Consider the following 23,600-nt stretch of genomic DNA (forward strand, 5'->3'; position numbering starts at 1 on the left):
CCAAAGTTTAGATTCGCTTTTTTAAGGGAATACCAATTTTTGGGTGTACTAAGATAATTACTTGTTATGAAAGTTACAAGTTTACTTTTGTACCAATATTTTCACCAGAAACCACTTTCATTAAGTTTCCTCTTTTATTCATATCAAAAACAATGATTGGTAATTTGTTTTCTTGGCTTAAGGTAAATGCTGTTGTGTCCATTACTTTTAGTCCTTTACGCAATACATCATCAAAAGTAATATGGTCAAATTTAATTGCTGTACTATCTTTTTCTGGATCTGCATTGTAAATCCCATCTACACGAGTTCCTTTTAAAATGACATCTGCTTCAATTTCAATAGCTCTTAAAACTGCTGCAGAATCTGTAGTAAAATATGGATTCCCTGTTCCACCACCAAAAATAACAACACGACCTTTACGTAAATGGCTCATTGCTTTTCTACGAATAAAAGGCTCTGCTACTTCGTTAATTTTTATGGCAGTTTGTAAACGGGTTTTAACATCGGCATCTTCTAGAGCATTTTGTAACGCTAAACCGTTAATAACAGTTGCTAACATTCCCATATGATCTCCTTGTACGCGATCCATACCATTCATGGCTCCAGCAACACCTCTAAAAATGTTTCCACCACCAATTACAATGGCAACTTCTATACCTAGCTCTGTAATTTCTTTAATGTCATGTGCATATTCTGCTAAACGTTCTGGATCAATACCATATTGGCGATTTCCCATTAAGGCTTCCCCAGATAATTTTAAAAGAATTCTTTTGTATTTCATTTTGTTTAGCTAATTGTGAGCTTACTGCTTTTTGCAGAAACTTAGAGTTTAGCAAATATAATCAATATCTTTTTTTACGAAAGCAGAATTGTAGAAATAAAAAAACCACTACCCTTAAATAAAAAGAGTAGTGGTTTATAGTAATTTAATATGGTTTAAGATTTCCGCTTTCACGGAAATGAAAAAATATAATTTTCTATCCTAAAGATACACGTTTAAATGCAGTAACCGTAAGATTTTTAGATGCTACATATTCTGCAACAGTCATTTTTTCATCTTTAATAAACTTTTGATCTAATAAACATTGTTCTTGATCTAAAGTTGTGTTATCGCTAACAAAACGTTCCATTTTTCCAGGAAGAATTCTATCCCAAATTTGCTCTGGTTTTCCTTCTGCTTTTAATTCCGCTTTAGCAGCTTCTTCTGCTTTTGCTAAAACTTCAGGAGTTAGTTGTGCCATAGAAATAAATTCAGGTACGTTTTTAAGTGTTTTACCTAAACGACCTAATTCAATATTATCTTTTTCTATAACTGCAATTCTTGCTTCTGTTTCACTTGCTACAAATGCAGGATCAAAACCTTTATAAGATAAAGAAGTTGCTCCCATAGATGCTACTTGCATTGCTACGTCTTTTGCTACTGCTTCTGCATCATCTGTTTTTTCAGATAAACCAACTAAAGCCCCAATTTTGTTAATATGTACGTACGTACCAACATAAGGTGCTTCTAATTTTTCAAATCCGTTGATTTCTAATTTCTCACCAACAACACCTGTTTGCTCTACTAATTTTTCAGCAACTGTCATTCCTCCAAAATCTGCAGCTAAGAAATCTTCTTTATTATCAAAGTTGATTGCTATGTCTGCAAATTGGTTAGCTAATGCTAAGAAAGATTCGTTTTTACCAACAAAATCCGTTTCACATCCTAAAACGATAGTTACACCAACAGTGTTGTCTGCATTAATTTTAGAAACTGCTGCACCTTCACTAGAGTCACGATCTGCTCTTTTAGCTGCTACTTTTTGTCCTTTTTTACGTAAAACTTCAATTGCTTTGTCAAAATTACCTTCTGCTTCTACTAAAGCATTCTTGCAATCCATCATTCCAGCTCCTGTAGCTTGTCTTAATTTGTTTACTTCTGCCGCTGTTATTTTTACCATAGCTTGCCTATATTTTGTAATTTAAAAAAGTCGTACCATCAAATTTCTAAAAAGAAAAAGAACGAAACGACTTTTTTAAGTTGTGTTAATGTTATATTATTCTTCCTCGTCTTTTGCTACTTCCGCTTTTTCTGCTTTAGGAGCTGGAGCTGCTGCTTTCTTTTCTGCCTTTGGAGCATCTTTTTCTGCTTTACGCTCTGCTAAACCACCAGCAATTGCATTAGTAACATGCGTTAAAATCTTGTCAATTGATTTAGAAGCATCATCATTTGATGGTATAACGTAATCTACTTGACGTGGATCAGAGTTCGTATCTACCATTGCAAATATTGGAATGTTTAATTTTTGTGCTTCTTTAATTGCAATATGCTCACGCTTAATATCTACAACAAATAAAGCTGCTGGTAAACGAGTCATATCGTTAATAGAACCTAAATTCTTTTCTAATTTAGCTCTTAAACGATCTACTTGTAATCTTTCTTTTTTAGAAAGAGTCATGAATGTTCCATCTTTCTTCATTCTATCAATAGTAGCCATTTTTTTAACAGCTTTTCTAATAGTAACAAAGTTGGTTAACATTCCACCAGGCCAACGCTCAGTAATGTAAGGCATATCTACGCTACCTGCTTTTTCTGAAACGATGTCTTTTGCTTGTTTTTTTGTAGCAACAAATAAAATTTTACGACCGGAAGCTGCAATTTTTGCAAGTGCATCTCCAGCTTCGTCCATTTTAGCTGCTGTTTTATAAAGGTTGATTATATGGATGCCATTACGCTCCATATATACGTAAGGAGCCATATTTGGATCCCACTTACGTGTAAGGTGACCAAAGTGTACACCTGCTTCAAGTAATTCTTTTACTTCTACTGCCATTTTGTAATAGTTTACGTTCTGTTGATTAGCAATGTTCCAATTGGCTGTGTCGTATTAATGACTCGCTTTTGGCTTCATTTAGATGCTTAACTAAATCCTGTGCTTTTAAATTAAAGACGCTAGGACAACAATAACTGTTTAAATTTTGTTTTATTTTCAACAGAAGGGAAAGCCTGTAAAACAGATTTCCAATACTGTTGAAGGATACTATTAACGTTTCGAGAATTGGAATTTCTTACGCGCTTTCTTCTGTCCGAATTTCTTACGCTCCACCATTCTTGGATCTCTTGTTAATAAACCTTCTGGTTTTAAAATTAATCTGTTTTCAGCATCTATTTCGCACATTGCACGAGATAAACCTAAACGGATTGCTTCTGCTTGACCTGTAATACCTCCTCCGAATACATTAACTGTAATATCAAAGTTGCCATCGTTGTTAGTCATAACTAAAGGTTGATTTACTTTGTACTGCAAGGTTGCAGTAGAAAAGTAATCTGTCATGTCTTTTTTATTTACTGTTATCTTCCCAGTTCCTGCGGCAAGATATACACGTGCAACAGCCGTTTTTCTACGACCAATTTTGTGAATTACATCCATGTTATTTGAATTCTTCTAAGTTAATTGTTTTTGGTTTTTGAGCTTCATGTGTATGAGCTGTACCAACAACAACATTTAAATTACGGAATATTGCTGCACCTAATTTGTTTTTAGGAAGCATTCCTTTTACTGATTTTTCTACTAATCTTGTTGGATCTTTTCCAAACAATTCTGTAGCAGTTAAACTTCTTTGACCACCTGGGTAACCAGTATGACGGATATAAGATTTGTCCGTCCACTTTTTCCCTGTTAAGTTGATTTTTTCTGCATTGATAACAATTACGTTATCTCCACAATCAACATGTGGTGTGAAGCTAGGTTTATGTTTTCCTCTTAAAAGTTTTGCAACTTTAGAAGATAAACGACCCAAAGATTGACCTTCAGCATCCACTAAAACCCACTGCTTATCTACAGTAGCTTTGTTTGCTGAAATCGTTTTGTAGCTTAATGTGTCCACGTTATTAATAATTTTTTTACCCGTCTATAGACTAGGTAGATTAAACATTCCTCTCTCAAAAAGAGTTTGCAAATTTACGATTATATATTTGAATACCAAATAGTGAGGTAATTTATTTTTTTATTGATTTTCAACAGGTTAAACTTACTTCCTAAGGAAGGATACTTTAAAATAGATTTTTAAAGCGATACCTATTATGTATTGCTCTCTTTTATTAGCTTTGCATTTCTAAAAAAACATAGATATGATTTCAGTAGATGCTTTAGCAGTTGAGTTTAGTGGGCACACCTTATTTAGTGATGTGTCTTTTACTATTAATGAAAATGATAAGATTGCATTAATGGGTAAAAATGGTGCGGGAAAATCTACTATGATGAAGATTATTGCTGGTGTACAAAATGGAACTCGCGGCCATGTGCGTTATCCAAAAGAAGCGGTAATAGCATATTTACCACAACATTTATTAACCGAAGATAATACTACTGTTTTTGACGAAGCCTCTAAAGCCTTTAGTCACGTATATACCATGCGCGATGAAATGGATGCTTTAAATAAAGAATTAGAAACGCGAACCGATTATGAATCGGATGCCTACATGAAAATTATTGAGCGTGTTTCCGATTTAGGGGAAAAATATTATGCATTAGAAGATGTCAATTATGATGCTGAAGTTGAAAAGGCATTAAAAGGATTAGGTTTTAAACAAGAAGATTTTACTAGACTAACCAATGAGTTTAGTGGTGGTTGGCGTATGCGAATAGAACTGGCTAAAATTTTATTACAGAAACCAGACCTTATATTATTAGATGAGCCTACCAATCATATTGATATCGAATCTGTAATTTGGCTGGAAGACTTTTTAGTAAATAAAGCGAATGCGGTAGTTGTGATTTCACATGATAAAGCGTTTATCGATAATATTACCAATCGTACTATTGAAGTAACTATGGGACGTATTTATGATTATAAAGCAAATTATAGTCATTATTTACAATTGCGTGAAGATAGACGTGTACATCAAATTAAGGCATTTCAAGAGCAACAACGATATATTGCAGATAATCAAGCTTTTATTGATAGGTTTAAAGGGACGTTTTCTAAAACCAATCAGGTGACTTCTCGTGAGCGCATGTTAGAGAAATTAGAAATTATTGAAGTCGATGATTTAGATACTTCGGCGTTAAAACTGCGTTTTCCAAAAACGCAACGTTCTGGTGATTATCCGGTAACTGTAAAAGATGTTTCTAAATCTTATGATGCACATGTAGTGTTTAATAACGCGAATATGTCTATTGCTCGTGGAGAAAAAGTATGCTTTGTAGGTCGGAACGGAGAAGGTAAATCGACGATGATCAAAGCGATTTTAGGTGAAATAGAAGTAGAAGGTACTTGTTCTTTAGGGCATAATGTGAAAGTGGGATATTTTGCACAAAACCAAGCCGCTTTATTAGATGAAGAGCTAACGGTTTTTCAAACCGTAGATGAAGTTGCTAAAGGAGATGTACGTACACAGATAAAAAACATTCTAGGTCGTTTTATGTTTAAAGGGGAAGATATTGACAAAAAAGTAAGTGTGCTTTCCGGAGGTGAAAAAACCAGATTGGCGATGGTGAAACTTTTATTAGAGCCTGTAAACTTGCTTATTTTAGATGAACCTACAAACCATTTAGATTTAAAATCTAAAGATGTATTAAAAGAAGCTTTATTAGATTTTGATGGTACTTTAATATTAGTATCGCACGATAGAGATTTTCTACAAGGTTTATCTAATAAAGTATTCGAGTTTAAAGACAAACGTGTGATCGAGCATTTTGAAACCGTGGATGATTTCTTAGCTAGAAATAGAATAGAAAGCTTAAAAGCTATTGATTTATAATCGTTTTATTTTATAAGGGTTTTAAAACGATTTCATTTTTGGAATCGTTTTTGTATTTAACAGTATGCACAATATTTAATTTAACCATTAGTTATATCCTTATGAGAGTATTATTAGCCATCGTATTTCTGTTTTATTCCTTAAGTTCTTTTGCGCAATGGGAACCTGGTTTTGATGTTAAAGAAGCTACTTCTACCATTGCTATGTGTAATAGTTTTAATTTTATAGAACAATATGGAACTAGCGAAAATATAATTCCGCAACATTTCAATTTGCACTATACTTCAGATGTATTAGGAATGGATAATAAGTTTGAAGTTTATGAAAACGAAAATGTAGGCGTTATTAACTACAGAGGTTCTACAGATAAAATGATTAGTTGGGTCGAAAATTGCTACTCTGCTATGATTCCGGCAACAGGAGAAATTATTATAGATGAGAAAGTGCATGATTATACTTTTGCTTCCAATGAAAATGCTGCGGTTCATGCTGGCTACGGATTAACAGTGGTGATGCTTTCCGAAGAAATTATAGAACAAATCCAAGTCTTAAACAAAAAAGGAATTTATAATATTATGATAACGGGTCATAGTCAAGGTGGTGCTTTGGCAAGCCTGACAAGAGCATATTTAGAAAATTTACCAAAAGGCGAAGTATCTAAAAAAAATAGATATAAAACCTATGCGTATGCGCAACCTATGTCTGGAAATAAAGAGTTTGCCGAAGAATACAATACTAGATTTAGTGATGCAGGAACGAGTTATTCTATTATAAATGCCGAAGATCCTGTGCCTTATATGCCTTTTAATTATGAAGAAGAAAAACTAATTACGAAGAAAAAAATTGGGGCATGGATTTTTGGTGATAGCCAATTTAAAGCAAAGAAACTTGGTCAAGATGCTTTTATACGTTTGTTTGAAAGAGGATTGACTGGTTATGTAAAAGGCAGCAACTCGTTAATTAATAAGATTCTAGGATTGAAATTCGGAAAGATTGAAATGCCAGCATTTGTGGCTGATATTAATTATTATCCTACAGGAGAATTGAAAGAGCTTCCTGTATTTGACTATCCTAAAGTGGAAGTAGATGTTCGTGATGTGACCGAAAAAGAATTAAGTGCATTAGAACAAGATGCCAATGGAAAATGGTATAAAAAGGAAGCTAAATTTTTTCAGCATAAGCCTTATAATTATTATGTCGCTGTTTTAAAAAAATGGAATGCTCCTGCGTATAACCAATTAGAAGATAGGTATTTGCTTAGTGATTTGTAAAAGATGCTATTTCTTTACACTGTTTTTAATTCCTTGTTTTGCGTTTTATATGTTGTAGAATTTCTTCCGAAAAACAAAGAAATCAAACTATATTTACCTGCTTTATTTTATTTCTGTAGACTTTACACTTCTAAAATATATGCTAAACCCTTTTATAATAATGGTTAAGAGTCTTTTTTTGACTATTTTTGCAGCAATATGCAAGAATTAAAACTTTCAGATTGGTTACCTACCACAAACAAAGAGGTGAAAATACGCGGTTGGCAAGAGCTAGACGTTATACTTTTTAGTGGAGATGCTTATGTAGATCACCCTACGTTTGGTCCTGCAGTAATTGGTCGTATGTTAGAAAGTTTTGGTTTGCGTGTTGCTATTGTACCGCAACCTAGTGTAACCGATAATTTACAAGATTTTGTAAAATTAGGGAAGCCAAAATTATTTTTTGGTGTCACAGGAGGTTGTATGGATCCTATGATTAGCAACTATAATGCGAATAAAAAAAGAAGGGATAAAGATGCATATACACCAAATGGTGATATTGGTTTTAGACCAGATTATGCAACTTCTGTATATTCTAAAATATTAAAAGACAAATGGCCAGATACACCTGTTTTAATTGGTGGAATAGAAGCGTCATTGCGTCGTGTTACACATTACGATTATTGGAGTGATAAGCTAATGCCATCTATTTTAGAAACTTCTAAAGCAGATATGTTAGTGTACGGAATGGGAGAACAACCCTTACGTGAAGTGGTGCGTTTATTAGAAAAAGGAGTTCCTTTTTCTAGTATTAATACCGTGAATCAAACCGCTGTATTAATGAATAAGGATGAAAAAATTCCGAAAAACAGTAATTGGGAAGACATAGAAATCCAGTCTCATGAAGTTTGTTTAAAGGACAAGAAGAAATATGCTTCTAATTTTAAAACCATAGAGCAAGAATCCAATAAGCTTGCAGCAAGAAGAATTTTTCAAAAAATAGGGGATAAGACGTTGATGATAAATCCGCCGTATCCTACCATGACCGAAGCTGAAATTGATGCTTCTTTCGATTTACCATATACCAGATTACCACATCCAAAATATAATAAACGCGGACCAATTCCTGCATTCGAAATGATTAAGTTTTCCATCAACATTCACAGAGGATGTTTTGGTGGTTGTAGCTTTTGTACCATTTCTGCCCATCAAGGAAAATTTATTGCATCACGTAGTAAAGAATCTATTTTAAAAGAAGTAGATACGGTTGCAAATATGCCAGACTTTAAAGGCTATTTGAGTGATATTGGAGGACCAAGTGCCAACATGTATCAAATGAAAGGAAAAGTACAATCTATTTGCGATAAGTGTGTTGCACCTAGTTGTATTTCTCCAGTAATATGTAGTAATTTAGATACGTCGCATAAGCCGTTAACCGAATTATACCAAGCGGTAGATAGTCATCCAAAAGTAAAAAAATCCTTTATAGGTTCTGGAATTAGACATGATATGTTGGTGCCAGAATTTAATAAAAATGCAGATCCGAAAGAGTTGGATGCCTATACTGAAGAAGTGATGACGAAGCACGTTTCTGGCCGACTTAAAGTAGCGCCAGAACATACTAGTGATCCGGTTTTAAAACTGATGCGTAAACCATCGTTTAAATACTTCCATAAGTTTAAAGAGCGTTTTGATAAGATTAATGTAGCCAAGAATTTAAAGCTTCAGTTGATTCCTTATTTTATATCAAACCATCCTGCTTGTGAAGTAGAAGATATGGCAAACCTAGCTGCCGAAACGAAAGATTTGGGTTTTCAGCTAGAACAAGTACAAGGTTTTACACCAACGCCAATGACGGTTGCTACGGTAATTTATTATAGTGGTTATCATCCCTACACGCTTAAAAAAGTGAACACACCAATTACTAGAAAAGAGAAAGATGAACAACATCGTTTTTTCTTCTGGTATAAAGAGGAAAATAAAGCGTGGATAAAAAAGACTTTAAATAGGTTAGGGCGTGAAGATTTACTAAAAGTTCTGCTTCCTGAAAAAGATGAAAAGTGGCGTAAAAATAAACCAACAGGGGACGCTAAAAACACATTTAATGATGCTGTTGCTCCTATTCCTTTTAACCAAAGAAAGGATAAAGCGAAGTTTAGAGGTAAGAAGAAAAGACGTTAGGTTTTTAAACGTGTTATTTTAAAAATATAGTTTTTTTCTGAAAGTACTTTTTGTCCAAAGTTATGGCTTTTGTTCTTTAAGTTTTGAAGGAGGTTTTAGTGTTATTTCAATTGTTTTTTACTTGAAATCCGAAAATTACTACATGGGTTAAAAAGACTTTTATAATTGCATTATTGGAAGCTATTTGCTTCGTATGCTGCACTCGCAAAGAAATCAAACCTCTTTTTCATAATAGGTTTCTAAAACTGCATCTATCGTATCTACAACTTGTTTCGCATTCTCTATTGTGAAACATAAAGGAGGCTTCGTTTTTAATACACTATCATCAGGACCATCTGTACTAATTAGAATAAAGCGGTGTCGCAGTTCATTTTTAATGTAATGTGCTAATTCTGTGTTTGGATCTATACTGTTTTCCTTTACTATTTCAACGCCAATAAATAATCCAGAACCACGCACATCACCAATACAATGATATTTCTCTTTTAGTTTTTTGAAAAGCGACAGGTAATAATCTCCAACCAATTTGGCGTTTTGCTGTAGTTGGCTATTCTCGATTTCTTGTAAAACCGTTAATGCAATTTTACAAGACACAGGATTGCCTCCAAAAGAACTGAAAAACTCCACACCTTTTTCGAATGAACTAGCAATTTCTTTGGTAGTAACCACAGCGCCCATTGGATGTCCATTAGCAATTGGTTTGCCTAGAATTACAATATCCGGAATGACCTCTTGCCCTTCAAATCCCCAAAAATAATCTCCTAAACGGCCAAAACCAGTTTGTACTTCGTCGCTTATGCAAACACCACCTTGTTTTCTAATGGCGGGATAAATGGCTTTTAAATAACCTTTTGCTAAAGGCACTTGTCCGCCACAACCAACTACAGGTTCTGTGATAAATGCGGAAATTTTAGAAGCGCTATTTTCCATTTGTGCAATCGCATCTTTTGCATATGCTTGCCCAGCGGTTCCATCATTGTTGGTGTATTTTCCTCTATAGGTATCTGGAATTTTGGTTTTAATAATATGATTTTTTTCGCCTTGCCCTTTTTTATTCGCATACTTGTAATGGCTAATGTCGATAGCCATTTGCGTATTGCCATGATAGCCATGTTCCATAACCATTATGGTGTTTTGGTTGGTATGTGAATTCGCTAATCGTATGGCTAAATCACTTGCAGCACTTCCCGAATTTACAAAGAAAACAGTATCCAGTTCCTTTGGGAATTTAGAAAGTAGAGCTTCGGCATATTCCGGAAAAGCGTCAAATAAGTATCTCGTGTTTGTATTTAAGGTTCCGATTTGTAGTGATGCTGTTTTTGTGATTTCAGGATGTGCATGACCAATATGCGGAATGTTATTATAGGCATCCAAAAAAGTGTTTCCGTAGGCATCATACATATATTGAAAAGCAGAACCTTTCATGTAAATAGGTTCATCGTAACTTAGCGATAATATTGGACTCGTTAGCTTATGACGTTCTGTAATTAAATCGGTTATCGCTTTTGGCGTTGCCACTTTAAAACCTGCTGCCTTGTAAAATGCGTTTTTCGCTTGTATCGGATTTGTTTTTAGCCATTTATTAAGCATGTTCCATGCATTTTTTTCACTAACCGAAGCATACACATTTTCTGGGTCTGCTTTTTTTGCGTGTGCGGAATTACAAACACTGATACATAATCTACCAGCAATAAGATAATATAAGAGGTCTAATTCTTTTTGTTTTAACGGAAGGATTTTATGATAACCTTTTATAAAATGAATAGCCCATTCTAAAGGTGCTTCTTTATCATAGCACGCATAAGTTATAGCAACAGCTACTTCATTAATTAATGGCGCATGTGCCAAATCTCCAAAATCTATTAATCCGGAAATAGCATTGTCTTTCACTAAAACATTCCACTCGTTCACATCGTTATGAATAACCGATTTGCGTAATTCCGGTATACTAGGAGTTACGTGAAATTCATATTGCTGAAAGAAATAAGAAACGAGGTTTCTATCGCTTGCATTCTCAATATCGGTAATATATTTTTTATTTAGCTGCAGGTATTGTAAATCCCATTCCCATTGTCTCGCTTTTAAAACATAGTTATTCTGCTTTAAAAGTTCTAAATCCATTTGCGCAGTGAAAGTTCCAATAGAGCTTATTAATTCTGGTGTGTGTTTGGTATCCCCTAAAAAAGTGCCGTCCAAAAATGTTAATAATCTACAGATGGTTTTTATACCATTAATTTCAGTGATCTTTATAAATGCACCGGTAGTAAATGCTATAGGTTTCGGAAAAGAAGAACTCTTGTTTAGTGCATTTAAAACGCTATTTTCTGCTTCAATTAAAGCCAATATGTCTTCCGTAAAAGTGTAGGTTTTAAAAATGTATGTCTCGGAAGTGGTTTTTAATAAATAATTGATATTATCATAACCATGGAGTTTTTTTAAAGCAACAATTTCGAAATCAAACCAGTTTTTAATGGTGTTTAGCATACGTCGGATGTATTGGGTGAAGCTAATTTAAGGAATTATCAAGTGCTTTTAGTGGTAATAATTAGAGGAATATAATTTTAAGTTTATTGTTAATGTGAGAAACGATAATACTTTATTATTACTATTTATAATGGCTTTTAAAAAAGTACCTTTGCCACTGTATTATTTACCTATAGATATTAATTATTAACCTGTAAATACTACCGATTATTTTATTATTATGACTTGCAACGTCATTCGTCTGCAATTCCATTTAACACCATACAAACTATGATTTCTGATATAATTATTAACAAACCAGCACCTTTTTTACCAGAGCAACCATTGCCACAATTTAATCGCTCTATAAACGTGAAGCGTACTATTCGAGGTTTAGAAGCTGGTAAACCTATAATGATAACCGAATTTTATAGTAACGGTTTACAATTACTTAAAGAGTTACAAAAACATCTTAAAGAGAAGTTTCCTGGAGATTCTTTTACAGAGCAACGTGCATATCGTTCGGCATTTAGAGAGCTATCTAGTCTTATTTATATAAAAATTGAAGCACATCAATTAGCGGTAAAAAAAGCACCATCTATTGGTTGGTTGGAAAAACTGTATCCCGAAAACGAGAGTTTTTTATTACCATTTACTAAAGTACAAGGCTTAAATAGCGCTTGGCAATGGCATCTAAACGGAATTACGGTTCCTGTGTTGCGAAATAAAATTCATCCTTTTTATGGTGTGTATTTCCCAACGCGTTTTGATCATTTAATACTTTTCGATAATTGGCTGAAACGTTACGACGGACCAAAAAAATCGGCTATCGATGTTGGCATAGGAAGCGGCGTTTTATCCTTTCAAATGGTAAAGCATGGTTTTCAGAAAGTATTTGGAACAGATACTAATCCGAATGCTATTGTTGGTTTAACAGAAACAATGGGAGATACTAAAATGTCTCGTAAAATAGATCTTGATTTTGCACCTCTTTTTGGGAAGTTCGATAAGCCTAGCGAATTGATTGTTTTTAATCCGCCATGGTTACCAGCTTCACAAGAAATGGATACCAATGACGAAGCTATTTATTATAACGAAACCTTATTTTCGGAATTCTTTGCCGAAGCTAAAAAACGATTGCTTCCAGAAGGAAAACTAGTGATTCTGTTTTCTAATATGGCACAAATAACAGAGGTTACTAAAGAACATCCTATAGAAAAAGAACTTGCAGAAGGCGGACGATTTAAACTAGAAAATCGCTTAACACGAAAAGTAAAACTGGCTTCCGATAAAACCAAACGCGACCAAAATTGGCGCGCCGAAGAAGAAGTGGAACTTTGGGAGTTGGTGCATGCTTAGGTCGTTTTGATAGTATCATTGGATACTATCACTGATATGTTAAACTTGCAAACGTTACCAAGATTTGGTACATTGGAGTAAATTAGTATTAAAATGGGGAAAAACACATCCATATCATTAGGAGATTATTTTGAAGATTTTATTAGTCAAGAAGTAAAATCTGGCAGATATAGCTCTGTTAGTGAGGTTATTCGTTCTGCATTACGCCTATTAGAAAGCGAAGAGAAAAAAGAAAGAGAACTTATTAAAGCGCTTGAGGTTGGTGAAGAAAGTGGTTTTGTTGATAGTTTCAATCCAAAGGAAAACTTAGCGAAGTTACATGCTCAAAACTCATGAGTAAAAACAAGTATCGTATAAGTAAACAAGCGATTACTGATTTAAACAATATTTGGATTTACACACTACACAAATGGTCTAAGAAGCAAGCAGATAGATATTACGATGTAATAATTGGTGAGATAGAATTTGTATCTGAAAATTATTTAAGTGGAAAATCTGTAGAAGCTACTCGAAAAAATTATCGTGTGACTAAAATAAAATCGCATCTTATTTTTTATAGAAAAATAGACAATGAAGCTATTGAAATTGTTAGAATTTTACATCAAAGAATGGATGTTAAAAAGCGATTGGAGTAATACGAAGGTTTTAAACTACAAAACCGCTTAACACGAAAAGTAAAACTGGCTTCCGATAAAACCAAACGCGACCAGAATTGGCGTGCTGAGGAAGAAGTAGCCCTTTGGGAGTTGGTGCATGCTTAGAGATTGATTTTTGTTTTATGTTTTTTGCTCTGACACCCCTCAAGTCCCCTCAAGGGGACATTTGTTCACGTTAACTAATTAACATTTTAGGATAATAATATTCTTAACTCTAAAGTTTAATATTTAGGGTTGTCCCCTTCAGGGGACTTTAGGGGTGTTTTTAAAATGTTTTTGTTCCCTTTAATTTCGTTAAATCACTGCAAAAGGTTTCATAGATAAAACCAAACGCAACTTAAAAAGGAAATCCTAATTTTTTGGAAAACCATTTTCTAAGCATTCCATTTTTAATTATATTACTACTATGAAAAAACGACTACAAATAATTAACGGTATTGCATTTGTTTGTGTTATTGTAATGAATTATTTATCCAATACCGGATTATTAAACAATACCACCATAGGAGAAGTTTCTAAGCAATACCATACCTTATTTACACCAGCAGGTTATGCATTTTCCATTTGGGGACTTATCTATGTACTCGTATTAGGTTTTGTTATCTACCAAGGACGAAGCTTGTTTGTAAACGTAAGAGAGGATGCTTTTGTGCTAAAAACAGGTTGGTGGTTTTTAGCATCTTGCATTGCAAATTGTTTGTGGATTATAACGTGGATTTACAGCTACACCTTACTATCTTCTATATTTATTTTTATACTGCTATTCTCTTTAATCAAAATTGTGCTTAAAAATAACATGGAACTGGTAGACGAGCCCATTTCTGTTATCCTTTTTTTATGGTGGCCTTTTGTAATTTATAGTGGTTGGATTACCGTAGCTAGTATAGCAAACGTCTCCGCAGTTTTAGTGAAATACCATTGGGATGGTTTTGGACTCTCGCCAACCGTTTGGACCGTTTTACTTATTGGTATCGCCATGATAATAAACCTAATGATTACCTGGACACGTAACATGCGCGAGTTTGCACTTGTTGGTGCTTGGGCTTTAATTGCTATTTATGTTGCCAATAGCGAAGTGAATACTACGGTAGCGTATACAGCAGTAATTGCTGCTGCTATTTTAATACTTAGCAGTTTTACGCATGCTTTTAAAAACCGGGAAACGAATCCTGCGATTAAATGTTTGGAGTATTTTAGGGGGAGGAAATAGTTTGTTGGTGTTTCGTTAATTTTTATAGTATGATGATGTACTCCATTTATTGCTAAAATAGCAGAGTAATGATTTGTTGATTCTATACCGTAATCGAACTCTTCTAAGTCTGCTGCAATTAAATAGGACTTTATAGCATCTGCTTTTGAAATACCTCTTGCATTGCCCATGTGATTTTTATTCTTGTATATGGCATAAAGTTTTGTTTCTATTCTTTTCATTTTATAAAGGTGAATTGTTATGTGTTTTTATTAAGTATAAGTATTACATTTTTCACAAAGATTCCTTTCGGTTAATACTCTTACTACATGTTTGCAGTTGTGACATAGTTTATGTGTGTTTCCATCAAAATCATAAAACTCTTCCTCATCCAGTTCTTCCCAATCAGTAAAATAAAACCATTCGTTTTTTGTATCGATAGTTTTTAGTTCTTCTTCCCAAACTAACCCTAATGATTCAACATATTTCTTTGCCTGTTCTACAGTTCGAGAATAATGTTCTCCTTCTTGAAAAAGGATTCCTTTATTCATCCCTTTTCCATCGTCACTTGATTTTCTTGCATACCAAATCATTAAGAAGTGCTTATTAGTTTTGATGTAAATATATAAAAATGATACTTATTGTATGTTGATTAATGCATACAATAAGTATAGTTTCGATTAATGGTAAATAAATTCCTTCTTAAAGAATTTGGACAAAGAATTCGAGAGTTAAGACTTGAAAATAAACTCAGTCAAGAAAAACTTTCGTTCAAAACTGGATTTCATAGAACTTATATTGGTATGATTGAACGAGGTGAGAGAAATATATCTCTAACCAATATTGCAGTATTTTCAAAAGCTTTTGAAATGGATTTGTCTGATTTGTTAGATTTTAAAAATCAGAATTCAAAGTTGAGTTATCAAGATTATGAACTTAAAGCTGATAACTAAATGAATAGAGCTTATTATAGTAGTTCAATTTCAAATTTTATACTTGAAGATTCAAATTCAATCTTAGGGCAGTTAAGTCTAAATCACTCTAATCGTACTTTGGAGGATTTACAAAAGAATGCTTGGGTTAAACAAATAGAAATTCTTAAGAATCAGTTAAAGGGAATCGAAGGTTCAATTTATTTTGAATTTCAAATTCCAAGAATGGGAAAAAGAGTCGACAATATTATTATAGTTGATGATTGTGTTTTTGTTGTTGAATTTAAAGTTGGTGATAATTCATATGGCAAACATGCAGAAATACAAGTGATAGACTATTGTCTAGATTTGAAAAATTTTCATGAAGGAAGCCATTTTGTTAAATTAATACCTGTATTAATAGCGACTAATGCTGAACCTAGTTTTATAGATTTAGATGAAGTCATAGAGCATCATCAAGTTGCCAAGTGCAATAAAACAGGAATAAAAGATACTATTGAGGTTTTCCTTCAAAATTCAAATGGTAAAATCGATATTAATATTTGGGAAAATTCAATTTATAAACCAACACCAACTATTGTTGAAGCAGCACAGGCTTTATATAAAGGGCATAAGGTAGAAGAGATTTCAAGACATGATTCAGAAAAAATAAATCTAGATAAAACTTCTAATTATATTAAAGAAGTAATAGAAAACTCAAAACTAAATAACAAAAAATCAATTTGTTTTATTACAGGTGTTCCTGGAGCAGGAAAGACTTTGGCAGGATTAAGTATTGCAAATGAAAGGATGTTGGCTAATGAAGATGAACATGCAGTTTTTCTTTCAGGTAATGGTCCTTTAGTGGATGTTTTAAGAGAGGCTTTAGCTAGGGATTTTGTTTTAACATCAGAAGAAAACGGAAAACGTGTAACTAAAGATAATGCAAAAAGAAGAACAAGTGCTTTTATTCAAAATATTCATCATTTTAGAGATGAATATTTAAAACATGATGTTGCGCCAACAGAAAAAGTTGTTGTGTTTGATGAAGCTCAAAGAGCGTGGACTAAAAAGCAGGTTAGTTCATTTATGAAAAGAAAAAAAGGTATTGAAGATTTTGCAATGTCTGAACCTGAATTTTTGATAGATGTGATGAATCGCCATAAAGATTGGTGTACAATTGTTTGCTTAATTGGAGGAGGTCAAGAGATAAATACTGGTGAAGCTGGTTTAGAGGAATGGATAAATTCATTCCAGGAAAATTATCAAGATTGGGATATTCATTTTTCAAACAAAATAGTTAATAGTCCTAATTATATAAAAACATCAACCCAGAAAAATTGGTTAATAACTAATGGTATTTCTGAAACAAACTTACATTTAGCAGTATCTGTTCGTTCTTTTAGGTCTGAGCAAGTATCTGATTTTGTTCACGAGTTATTAGAATTAAATTTAGATAATTCGAAAAAATTGTATTCAGATGTAAAAAAAACATTTCCAATATTTTTAACACGAGATATTGAAATTGCTAAAAAATGGTTAAGAAAAGAAAGTAAAGGAAGCGAGAGAGTAGGTTTAATAGCATCTTCAGGTTCTAGAAGGTTAAGGGCTTTAGGTTTAGATGTTAAAAATGAAATATCTGCACCGAATTGGTTTTTGAATTCTAGTGAGGATATTAGATCTTCATATTTTCTTGAAGACATTGCTACAGAGTTTGATATACAGGGTTTAGAAATTGATAGAACTTGTTTAATTTGGGGAGCAAATTTTCATATAAATGATAAGAAATGGAAATATCAGAGTTTTAGAGGAACTAAATGGATGAATATAAATCAAGAGGAAAGTAGAGAGTATCTTAAAAACACCTATCGGGTTTTATTAACTAGAGCAAGGCAAGGTATGATTATTTTTATACCAGAAGGTTCTGAATTAGACCATACAAGACCTAGTAGTTTTTACGGTGGGACTTATAGTTATTTAAAAGAAATAGGGATTGAAGAATTGTTTTAAGTTGCTAAATATTCTTTTAAAATTGGTAAGTCCGCTTCAGCCCAATCTAAATTAATCAAATCGTTTTTATCCGCAAGTAAAAAGTTGCAATGTTCTCTTAGTTCTAATTCACCTGAAAGATATTCAGCAATAAAAGGAATCAAATTTATTTTGAAATTTGGGTACTGATGAGTAACAGGAGTCAATCTTTTTTTGACTTCAATTTTAATATTTAACTATTCAGAAATTTCTCTTTCAATACATTCAATTTCTGTTTCTCCTTCCTCAATTTTACCTCCTGCAAATTCCCATTTCAATGGAAGTTTCATTGTAGCACTTCTTTGGACTGCTAAAGTTTTATCTTCAAATTGAATTATAGCACAAGTTACAGGGATTATTTTCATGTTTTATGCAGCTAATTTTACTTCACTAAGAAAATCGTCCACTTCATTCTCACAATCAAAATGAATATAACTTTCTGATTTATTCAGAAAAAATTTTATCAAATCAATATGAGTCTTAAATATTCTAAATGAAATCCCTTCATAATTATAAATAAAGAAAAGTGCACTTGAAGTTCTATTTGAAACTAAAACTGTTTCTATGGTTCTAGAAGCTCTTAAATATTCAGTATTTATCGTTTCAAAATTATTCATACATATTTATTTGCGTTAAGGATAGTAGTGGAAAGCCCACAGTGAGGCACGAACGAGGACTTGCAACGGATAGCCTGACCCTTTCCGGGTAACGCCCAAAATATATTACTAATGCGCCTCCAACCAATTAACTCCAACATCCATCTCAACATCAAGCGGCACATCCATCACAAAAGCACTCTCCATTTCCGTTTTAATCAACGTTTTCATTTCTTCTAGTTCCGGTTTATAGACATCAAAAACCAATTCATCATGCACCTGTAAAAGCATTTTGGTTTTATAATTACCAGCTTCTAGTTTGTTATAAATATTAATCATGGCAATTTTTATAATATCTGCAGCAGAACCTTGAATTGGTGCATTTACCGCATTACGTTCTGCAGCACCACGTACAATGGCATTGGCACTATTAATATCTTTTAGGTAACGTCTTCTATCTAAAACCGTTTTTACATAGCCATGATCCCGAGCAAAATCGACCTGTTCGCTCATGTATTGTTTCAGTTTTGGGTAGGTTTCGTAATAGGTATCAATAAGCTCTTTGGCTTCCCCACGCGATAAATCGGTTTGGTTACTCAGTCCAAAAGCAGAAACCCCATACACAATTCCAAAGTTTACCGTTTTGGCATTACTACGTTGCGCTCTGGTTACTTCGGCTAGCGGAACACCAAATACTTTTGCAGCAGTAGAAGCGTGAATATCTTCGCCGTTTTTAAAGGCTTCAATCATGGTTTCTTCTTTACTTAAAGCGGCAATAATACGCAGTTCTATCTGACTGTAATCGGCAGCAAGTAAAATATACTCGTCATTTCTCGGAATAAACGCTTTTCGCACTTGTCGTCCACGTTCGGTACGGATAGGAATATTCTGTAAATTCGGATTGTTACTACTCAGTCTTCCTGTTGCAGCTACGGTTTGCATATAATCGGTGTGCACACGTCCGGTTGCTTCTTCCACCTGCAATGGTAAGGCATCCACATAGGTGCTTTTTAGTTTTGCCAATCCGCGATATTCTAAAATATCTCTAATAATTTCGTGCTCTTTTGCTAAAGCAGATAAAATATCTTCTCCGGTTTTATATTGTCCCGTTTTTGTCTTTTTCGGTTTGTCTACTAATTTTAGTTTTTCAAATAAGATGATTCCTAATTGTTTTGGCGATGCGATGTTGAACTCTTCACCTGCAACGGCATAAATTTTAGCTACTAAGGTTTCAATGTCTTTGTTTAAGTCTTCGGCTAGGCCATTTAAAAACGGAACATCTAATTTTATTCCTTCCAATTCCATAGCTGCTAGTACGCGCAACAACGGCACTTCTATATCTTCAAATAATTTTTTGGTGTTTGCTTCGCCTAATTCTTTTTCAAAATGTTCTTTTAATTGCAAGGTGATATCTGCATCTTCTACCGCATATTCGGTTTGTTTTTCTAACGGAACATCACGCATCGATAATTGGTTTTTACCTTTTTTACCAATCAGTTCTACAATAGAAACTGGTGTGTAGTTTAAGTAGGTTTCTGCCAATATATCCATGTTGTGTCGCATGTCTGGATTGATCAAATAATGCGCGATCATGGTGTCAAACAACGGACCTTTAACTTGCAGGTTATATTTTGCTAATACTTTAATGTCGTATTTTAAATTCTGACCAATCTTCTGAATGTTTTCTGCTTCAAAAAAGCATCGTAATGCTTCGATGATAGCCTGTGCTTCTTCTTGGTCTTCCGGAAACGGTAAATAGAATCCTTTGCCAACTTCCCAGGAAAATGAAATCCCTACCAATTCTGCGGTCAACGGATTTAAGCCTGTGGTTTCGGTATCAAAACACACACTAGTTTGGTTCATTAAGTTTTTAATGAATAACTTGGTTGCCATTCCTGGCGCTACACTTTGGTAGAAATGCGAATAGGTGGCTATGGTTTTTCTGGCGAATGGGTCTTGTGTTGTCGCTTCCGCGGAATTGGTTTCGCCTCCAAACAAATTAAATTGCCCTGCTCCAGCACTTTCTGCTTCCTTTGGTGTTACTTTTATTTCTGCTTTAACGGAAGGTTTTTCGGTAGCAGGAGCTTGTGCTTCTAAGGAAAATGTTTTGGTGAAATTATCTATTAATCGTCTAAATTCTAATTCCTGAAAAATTTCGACCACCTTAGGAATATCTGGTTGGTCTAATTCATAATCTTTCGCATTAAAAGTCACTGGAACATCTAGCATAATGGTTGCTAGTTTTTTAGAGAGTAAACCAATTTCTTGATTGGCTTCAATCTTTTCTTTCATTTTACCTTTCAGCTCGTGGGTATTTGCAAAAAGATTTTCCATACTGCCGTAAGCCGCTAAAAACTTCTTGGCTGTTTTTTCTCCAACACCAGGAAGCCCAGGAATATTATCAGACGCATCGCCCATCATTCCTAAAAAGTCAATCACTTGTAACGGATCGGTAACTTCAAATTTCTTTTGTACTTCTGGGATTCCCCAAGTTTCATAACCACCACCAAACATTGGTCGGTACATAAATATGTTTTCACTTACTAACTGTGCAAAATCCTTATCCGGAGTAACCATAAACGTTTGGTAGCCTTCTTTTTCTGCTTGTTTTGCTAAGGTTCCAATAATATCATCGGCTTCAAAACCTGCTTTTACTACAATAGGAATATGCATGGCTTTTAAAATCTCCATGATATATGGAATAGCGGTTTTAATACCTTCCGGAGTTTCATCTCTATTCGCTTTATACGCTTCAAACATTTCTACACGATCTGCAGATCCACCTTTGTCAAAACATACCGCTAAATGATCTGGTCTTTCACGCTTAATAACGTCTAAAAGAGAATTCATGAAACCCATAATAGCAGAGGTATCTTCCCCTTTAGAATTGATTCTCGGATTTTTTATAAAGGCATAGTAGCCACGAAAAATTAATGCAAAAGCATCAACTAGAAATACACGTTTATTATCTGACATTTGATTTTGAGTATAAGTTTTTGTCTGTTCGAGCGCAGTCGAGAACTCTCTTTTGGGTGGTGTTAACCTCTCGACTGCGCTCGAGGAGACAAAAGAATGGTGATTTTAAATTAGAAATCAGTCCGACTGCAAATTACAATTTCTTTAAAAACTAAAGAACCTGATTATTAATAAAGTTATTAAAAAATTGCTACGTATTTTTGCGGAAAATATTTATAGATGAATACATTTTCAATCGCCATTCATGGTGGAGCAGGAACTTTAGTAAAAGGAATGATGACTCCGGAGTTAGAAGCGAAGTATAAAGCAGCTTTACAATTAGCATTAGATGCAGGTTATAAAGTACTAGAAAATAATGGAACGGCAACCGAAGCTGTGGAGAAAGCTGTGGTTGTTTTGGAAGATTCTCCATTGTTTAATGCCGGAAAAGGATCTGTTTTTACAGCAACCGAATCTCATGAAATGGATGCTTCTATTATGGATGGAAAAACATTAAATGCAGGAGCGGTTAGCTTAATTACCGGAATTAAAAACCCAGTTAGTTTGGCTCGGGATGTGATGGAGAAAAGCGAGCATGTTTTTCTTGCTGGCGAAGGTGCTATGCAGTTTGCTAAAGAGTTAGATTATACCTTAGAAGATGCATCGTATTTCTACGATGAATTAAGACATAATCAGTGGTTAGAAATAAAAGATACCGATAGTTTTCAGTTAGATCATGCCAAAAAGAAGGATTCTAAATTCGGAACCGTAGGCGCTGTTGCTTGCGATAAAGACGGTAATATTGCAGCTGCAACTTCTACCGGTGGAATGACCAATAAAAAATGGGGACGCGTGGGTGATAGTCCGATGATTGGTGCAGGAAACTATGCAAACAATAAAACCTGTGCTATTTCTTGTACTGGAAGTGGTGAGTTTTTTATTCGTGGTGTGGTGGCTTATGATGTTGCTTGCTTAATCGAGCATAAAGGAATGAGTTTAGAAGCTGCATCTAACGAAGTAATTAATAAACGTATTCTGGAGATTAAAGGCGATGGCGGATTAATAGCTGTCGACACCAAAGGAAATATCGCCATGCCTTTTAATACCGAAGGCATGTATCGCGCTAGTAAATCTTCTACAGGAATGGAAGAGGTTTCTATTTATAAATAAGGCTTCTCGATACAATTTTCTCGTACCTCAAAAACCACTCGAAGTGACAAGGTGGTTGTATTGTCAGTTCGAGTGATGCGACGCTAGGAGTATTGTATCGAGAACTATTTGTGTTTGCTTCTCGATACAATTTGTTCATGCTTCACAAACCACTCGAAGTGACAAGTAGTATTTTAATTGGATTTCATTGTCAGTTCGAGTGATGCGACCCAGGAGCATTGTATCGAGAACTATTTGTGTTTGCTTCTCGATACAATTTTCTCGTACCTCGAAAACCACTCGAAGTGACAAGTTGGTTGTATTGTCAGTTCGAGTGATTTCGATTTTTTATCGAAATTGTATCGAGAACCTATTTATTGTTGAACTTCTTCTTTGAGAGATTAGGTAGTTTTTCGAATGTATTATTTATTAAAGCTTCCTTTTTCGCTCTGGACCATTTCTTAATCTGTTTTTCACAAGCAATAGCATGATTTGGATTTGAAAATGAAGTATGAAAAACTAATTTGATTGGTCTTCTTTTAAACGTATAACAATCTGGGTATTTACCTGTTTGATGCTCTATAATTCTAATGTTTAATCTAGAACTAAATCCTGTGTAGTAACTTTTATCGGAACACTCTAATATGTAAACGTAATATGTTTTCATGTTTAAAGTTAGTAAAAAAATGTTTGCTTCTCGATACAATTTGCTCATGCTTCACAAATCACTCGAAGTGACAAGTAGTATTTTAATTGGATTTCATTGTCAGTTCGAGTGATGCGACCAAAGGAGCATTGTATCGAGAACTATTTGTGTTTGCTTCTTGATACAATTTTCTCGTGCCTCGAAAACCACTCGAAGTGACAATTAAAGATGAGGTAGTTCCGCGTTAGGGATTGCAGCGGCATCCTTTTTTATGTCAGTTCGAGTGCAATTGCTTTTTCGCAATTTTGTATCGAGAACCAGTAAAAAAGATATAGCGGAAAGCCTGACGTTTTGTGGTCCTGCGAGGTTTTTTTAACCTTGTAGGTAGGAGCAAAAGGTAACGCCCAACCCATGTTAAAACTTCGGTGGGCTAATCAAAAAAAATATTAATAGGTATGAGATTCCTGTCTGCGC

At 34.1% G+C, this 23,600-nt stretch carries 22 protein-coding genes; 10 read left to right on the plus strand and 12 right to left on the minus strand.

Annotated elements, in window-relative coordinates; all coding sequences use genetic code 11:
* Positions 1-73 precede the first annotated feature (73 nt).
* The 5 genes from pyrH to rplM form a co-directional block, all read right to left on the minus strand.
* Entirely contained in the window at positions 74-781 is a 708-nt protein-coding gene (gene pyrH / locus ACVCXO_RS17590; protein WP_452230900.1) for a UMP kinase, read from the minus strand.
* A 196-nt stretch (positions 782-977) separates the two neighbouring features.
* On the minus strand, positions 978-1,940 hold the full coding sequence (tsf, locus tag ACVCXO_RS17595; protein ID WP_452230901.1) for a translation elongation factor Ts: 963 nt from the start codon (positions 1,938-1,940) through the stop codon (positions 978-980).
* 96 nt (positions 1,941-2,036) lie between these two features.
* Positions 2,037-2,813 (minus strand): 30S ribosomal protein S2, encoded by a 777-nt coding sequence (gene rpsB / locus ACVCXO_RS17600; RefSeq protein WP_452230902.1) that lies wholly within the window; start codon positions 2,811-2,813, stop codon positions 2,037-2,039.
* Positions 2,814-3,023: 210 nt separating this feature from the next.
* The gene (gene rpsI / locus ACVCXO_RS17605) at positions 3,024-3,410 is read right to left on the minus strand and encodes a 30S ribosomal protein S9 (RefSeq protein WP_452230903.1); all 387 of its coding nucleotides are present in this window, start codon (positions 3,408-3,410) and stop codon (positions 3,024-3,026) included.
* Between the two features lies 1 nt (position 3,411).
* Positions 3,412-3,867 (minus strand): 50S ribosomal protein L13, encoded by a 456-nt coding sequence (gene rplM / locus ACVCXO_RS17610; RefSeq protein WP_452230904.1) that lies wholly within the window; start codon positions 3,865-3,867, stop codon positions 3,412-3,414.
* Between the two features lie 244 nt (positions 3,868-4,111).
* On the opposite strand from rplM, the gene ACVCXO_RS17615 reads away from it, so the two are divergent.
* The 3 genes from ACVCXO_RS17615 (at position 4,112) to ACVCXO_RS17625 (ending at position 9,174) form a co-directional block, all read left to right on the plus strand.
* The gene (locus ACVCXO_RS17615; protein WP_452230905.1) at positions 4,112-5,743 is read left to right on the plus strand and encodes an ABC-F family ATP-binding cassette domain-containing protein; all 1,632 of its coding nucleotides are present in this window, start codon (positions 4,112-4,114) and stop codon (positions 5,741-5,743) included.
* Positions 5,744-5,844: 101 nt separating this feature from the next.
* On the plus strand, positions 5,845-7,014 hold the full coding sequence (locus ACVCXO_RS17620) for a lipase family protein (protein WP_452230906.1): 1,170 nt from the start codon (positions 5,845-5,847) through the stop codon (positions 7,012-7,014).
* A gap of 198 nt (positions 7,015-7,212) precedes the next feature.
* The gene (locus ACVCXO_RS17625; RefSeq protein ID WP_452230907.1) at positions 7,213-9,174 is read left to right on the plus strand and encodes a YgiQ family radical SAM protein; all 1,962 of its coding nucleotides are present in this window, start codon (positions 7,213-7,215) and stop codon (positions 9,172-9,174) included.
* A 213-nt stretch (positions 9,175-9,387) separates the two neighbouring features.
* On the opposite strand, the gene ACVCXO_RS17630 is transcribed toward ACVCXO_RS17625, so the two are convergent.
* Positions 9,388-11,658 carry an aminotransferase class III-fold pyridoxal phosphate-dependent enzyme gene (locus ACVCXO_RS17630; protein ID WP_452230908.1) on the minus strand — a complete coding sequence of 757 codons (2,271 nt, stop codon included), beginning with the start codon at positions 11,656-11,658 and terminating at the stop codon, positions 9,388-9,390.
* 270 nt (positions 11,659-11,928) lie between these two features.
* On the opposite strand from ACVCXO_RS17630, the gene ACVCXO_RS17635 reads away from it, so the two are divergent.
* From ACVCXO_RS17635 to ACVCXO_RS17650, 4 genes are all read left to right on the plus strand, one after another.
* A complete protein-coding gene (locus ACVCXO_RS17635; RefSeq protein ID WP_452230909.1) occupies positions 11,929-12,996 on the plus strand; it encodes a methyltransferase in 1,068 nt (355 codons plus the stop codon).
* A 93-nt stretch (positions 12,997-13,089) separates the two neighbouring features.
* The gene (locus tag ACVCXO_RS17640; protein ID WP_452230910.1) at positions 13,090-13,332 is read left to right on the plus strand and encodes a type II toxin-antitoxin system ParD family antitoxin; all 243 of its coding nucleotides are present in this window, start codon (positions 13,090-13,092) and stop codon (positions 13,330-13,332) included.
* Positions 13,329-13,631: a type II toxin-antitoxin system RelE/ParE family toxin gene (locus ACVCXO_RS17645; protein ID WP_452230911.1), complete on the plus strand. Its 303-nt coding sequence runs from the start codon at positions 13,329-13,331 to the stop codon at positions 13,629-13,631. Before ACVCXO_RS17640 ends, ACVCXO_RS17645 begins: the two co-directional genes overlap by 4 nt.
* A gap of 427 nt (positions 13,632-14,058) precedes the next feature.
* On the plus strand, positions 14,059-14,862 hold the full coding sequence (locus tag ACVCXO_RS17650; RefSeq protein WP_452230912.1) for a tryptophan-rich sensory protein: 804 nt from the start codon (positions 14,059-14,061) through the stop codon (positions 14,860-14,862).
* 251 nt (positions 14,863-15,113) lie between these two features.
* Here the strand turns inward: ACVCXO_RS17650 and ACVCXO_RS17655 are convergent, their stop codons facing one another.
* On the minus strand, positions 15,114-15,434 hold the full coding sequence (locus tag ACVCXO_RS17655) for a hypothetical protein (RefSeq protein WP_452230913.1): 321 nt from the start codon (positions 15,432-15,434) through the stop codon (positions 15,114-15,116).
* A 90-nt stretch (positions 15,435-15,524) separates the two neighbouring features.
* On the opposite strand from ACVCXO_RS17655, the gene ACVCXO_RS17660 reads away from it, so the two are divergent.
* Both ACVCXO_RS17660 and ACVCXO_RS17665 read left to right on the plus strand, forming a co-directional pair.
* Entirely contained in the window at positions 15,525-15,794 is a 270-nt protein-coding gene (locus ACVCXO_RS17660; RefSeq protein ID WP_452230914.1) for a helix-turn-helix domain-containing protein, read from the plus strand.
* A complete protein-coding gene (locus tag ACVCXO_RS17665; RefSeq protein WP_452230915.1) occupies positions 15,795-17,762 on the plus strand; it encodes a DUF2075 domain-containing protein in 1,968 nt (655 codons plus the stop codon). It begins immediately after the preceding gene.
* On the opposite strand, the gene ACVCXO_RS17670 is transcribed toward ACVCXO_RS17665, so the two are convergent.
* The 4 genes from ACVCXO_RS17670 to polA all read right to left on the minus strand — a co-directional run bounded on the left by ACVCXO_RS17670 (position 17,759) and on the right by polA (position 21,352).
* Positions 17,759-17,947 (minus strand): hypothetical protein, encoded by a 189-nt coding sequence (locus tag ACVCXO_RS17670; RefSeq protein WP_452230916.1) that lies wholly within the window; start codon positions 17,945-17,947, stop codon positions 17,759-17,761. The genes ACVCXO_RS17665 and ACVCXO_RS17670 overlap by 4 nt on opposite strands.
* Positions 17,948-17,977: 30 nt before the next feature.
* Positions 17,978-18,145, minus strand: a complete 168-nt coding sequence (locus ACVCXO_RS17675) for an NUDIX domain-containing protein (RefSeq protein WP_452230917.1) — start codon at positions 18,143-18,145, stop codon at positions 17,978-17,980.
* Positions 18,146-18,148: 3 nt separating this feature from the next.
* Entirely contained in the window at positions 18,149-18,397 is a 249-nt protein-coding gene (locus tag ACVCXO_RS17680) for a hypothetical protein (protein ID WP_452230918.1), read from the minus strand.
* A gap of 108 nt (positions 18,398-18,505) precedes the next feature.
* A complete protein-coding gene (gene polA, locus ACVCXO_RS17685) occupies positions 18,506-21,352 on the minus strand; it encodes a DNA polymerase I (RefSeq protein WP_452230919.1) in 2,847 nt (948 codons plus the stop codon).
* Between the two features lie 219 nt (positions 21,353-21,571).
* Between polA and ACVCXO_RS17690 the strand changes: the two genes are divergently transcribed.
* Positions 21,572-22,501, plus strand: coding sequence for an isoaspartyl peptidase/L-asparaginase family protein (locus ACVCXO_RS17690; protein WP_452230920.1), 930 nt, complete (start codon positions 21,572-21,574; stop codon positions 22,499-22,501).
* A gap of 349 nt (positions 22,502-22,850) precedes the next feature.
* On the opposite strand, the gene ACVCXO_RS17695 is transcribed toward ACVCXO_RS17690, so the two are convergent.
* Positions 22,851-23,147 (minus strand): GIY-YIG nuclease family protein, encoded by a 297-nt coding sequence (locus ACVCXO_RS17695; protein WP_452230921.1) that lies wholly within the window; start codon positions 23,145-23,147, stop codon positions 22,851-22,853.
* Positions 23,148-23,600: the final 453 nt, after the last annotated feature.

The sequence above is a fragment of the Lacinutrix sp. MEBiC02404 genome, assembly GCF_053601575.1.

Bases quoted from the DNA above. Each gene is read 5' to 3' on its own strand.
- pyrH (WP_452230900.1), bottom strand. From the start codon at position 781: ATGAAATACAAAAGAATTCTTTTAAAATTATCTGGGGAAGCCTTAATG.
- tsf (WP_452230901.1), bottom strand. From the start codon at position 1,940: ATGGTAAAAATAACAGCGGCAGAAGTAAACAAATTAAGACAAGCTACA.
- rpsB (WP_452230902.1), bottom strand. From the start codon at position 2,813: ATGGCAGTAGAAGTAAAAGAATTACTTGAAGCAGGTGTACACTTTGGT.
- rpsI (WP_452230903.1), bottom strand. From the start codon at position 3,410: ATGGATGTAATTCACAAAATTGGTCGTAGAAAAACGGCTGTTGCACGT.
- ACVCXO_RS17615 (WP_452230905.1), top strand. From the start codon at position 4,112: ATGATTTCAGTAGATGCTTTAGCAGTTGAGTTTAGTGGGCACACCTTA.
- ACVCXO_RS17620 (WP_452230906.1), top strand. From the start codon at position 5,845: ATGAGAGTATTATTAGCCATCGTATTTCTGTTTTATTCCTTAAGTTCT.
- ACVCXO_RS17625 (WP_452230907.1), top strand. From the start codon at position 7,213: ATGCAAGAATTAAAACTTTCAGATTGGTTACCTACCACAAACAAAGAG.
- ACVCXO_RS17630 (WP_452230908.1), bottom strand. From the start codon at position 11,658: ATGCTAAACACCATTAAAAACTGGTTTGATTTCGAAATTGTTGCTTTA.
- ACVCXO_RS17635 (WP_452230909.1), top strand. From the start codon at position 11,929: ATGATTTCTGATATAATTATTAACAAACCAGCACCTTTTTTACCAGAG.
- ACVCXO_RS17640 (WP_452230910.1), top strand. From the start codon at position 13,090: ATGGGGAAAAACACATCCATATCATTAGGAGATTATTTTGAAGATTTT.
- ACVCXO_RS17645 (WP_452230911.1), top strand. From the start codon at position 13,329: ATGAGTAAAAACAAGTATCGTATAAGTAAACAAGCGATTACTGATTTA.
- ACVCXO_RS17650 (WP_452230912.1), top strand. From the start codon at position 14,059: ATGAAAAAACGACTACAAATAATTAACGGTATTGCATTTGTTTGTGTT.
- ACVCXO_RS17655 (WP_452230913.1), bottom strand. From the start codon at position 15,434: ATGATTTGGTATGCAAGAAAATCAAGTGACGATGGAAAAGGGATGAAT.
- ACVCXO_RS17660 (WP_452230914.1), top strand. From the start codon at position 15,525: ATGGTAAATAAATTCCTTCTTAAAGAATTTGGACAAAGAATTCGAGAG.
- ACVCXO_RS17665 (WP_452230915.1), top strand. From the start codon at position 15,795: ATGAATAGAGCTTATTATAGTAGTTCAATTTCAAATTTTATACTTGAA.
- ACVCXO_RS17675 (WP_452230917.1), bottom strand. From the start codon at position 18,145: ATGAAAATAATCCCTGTAACTTGTGCTATAATTCAATTTGAAGATAAA.
- ACVCXO_RS17680 (WP_452230918.1), bottom strand. From the start codon at position 18,397: ATGAATAATTTTGAAACGATAAATACTGAATATTTAAGAGCTTCTAGA.
- polA (WP_452230919.1), bottom strand. From the start codon at position 21,352: ATGTCAGATAATAAACGTGTATTTCTAGTTGATGCTTTTGCATTAATT.
- ACVCXO_RS17690 (WP_452230920.1), top strand. From the start codon at position 21,572: ATGAATACATTTTCAATCGCCATTCATGGTGGAGCAGGAACTTTAGTA.
- ACVCXO_RS17695 (WP_452230921.1), bottom strand. From the start codon at position 23,147: ATGAAAACATATTACGTTTACATATTAGAGTGTTCCGATAAAAGTTAC.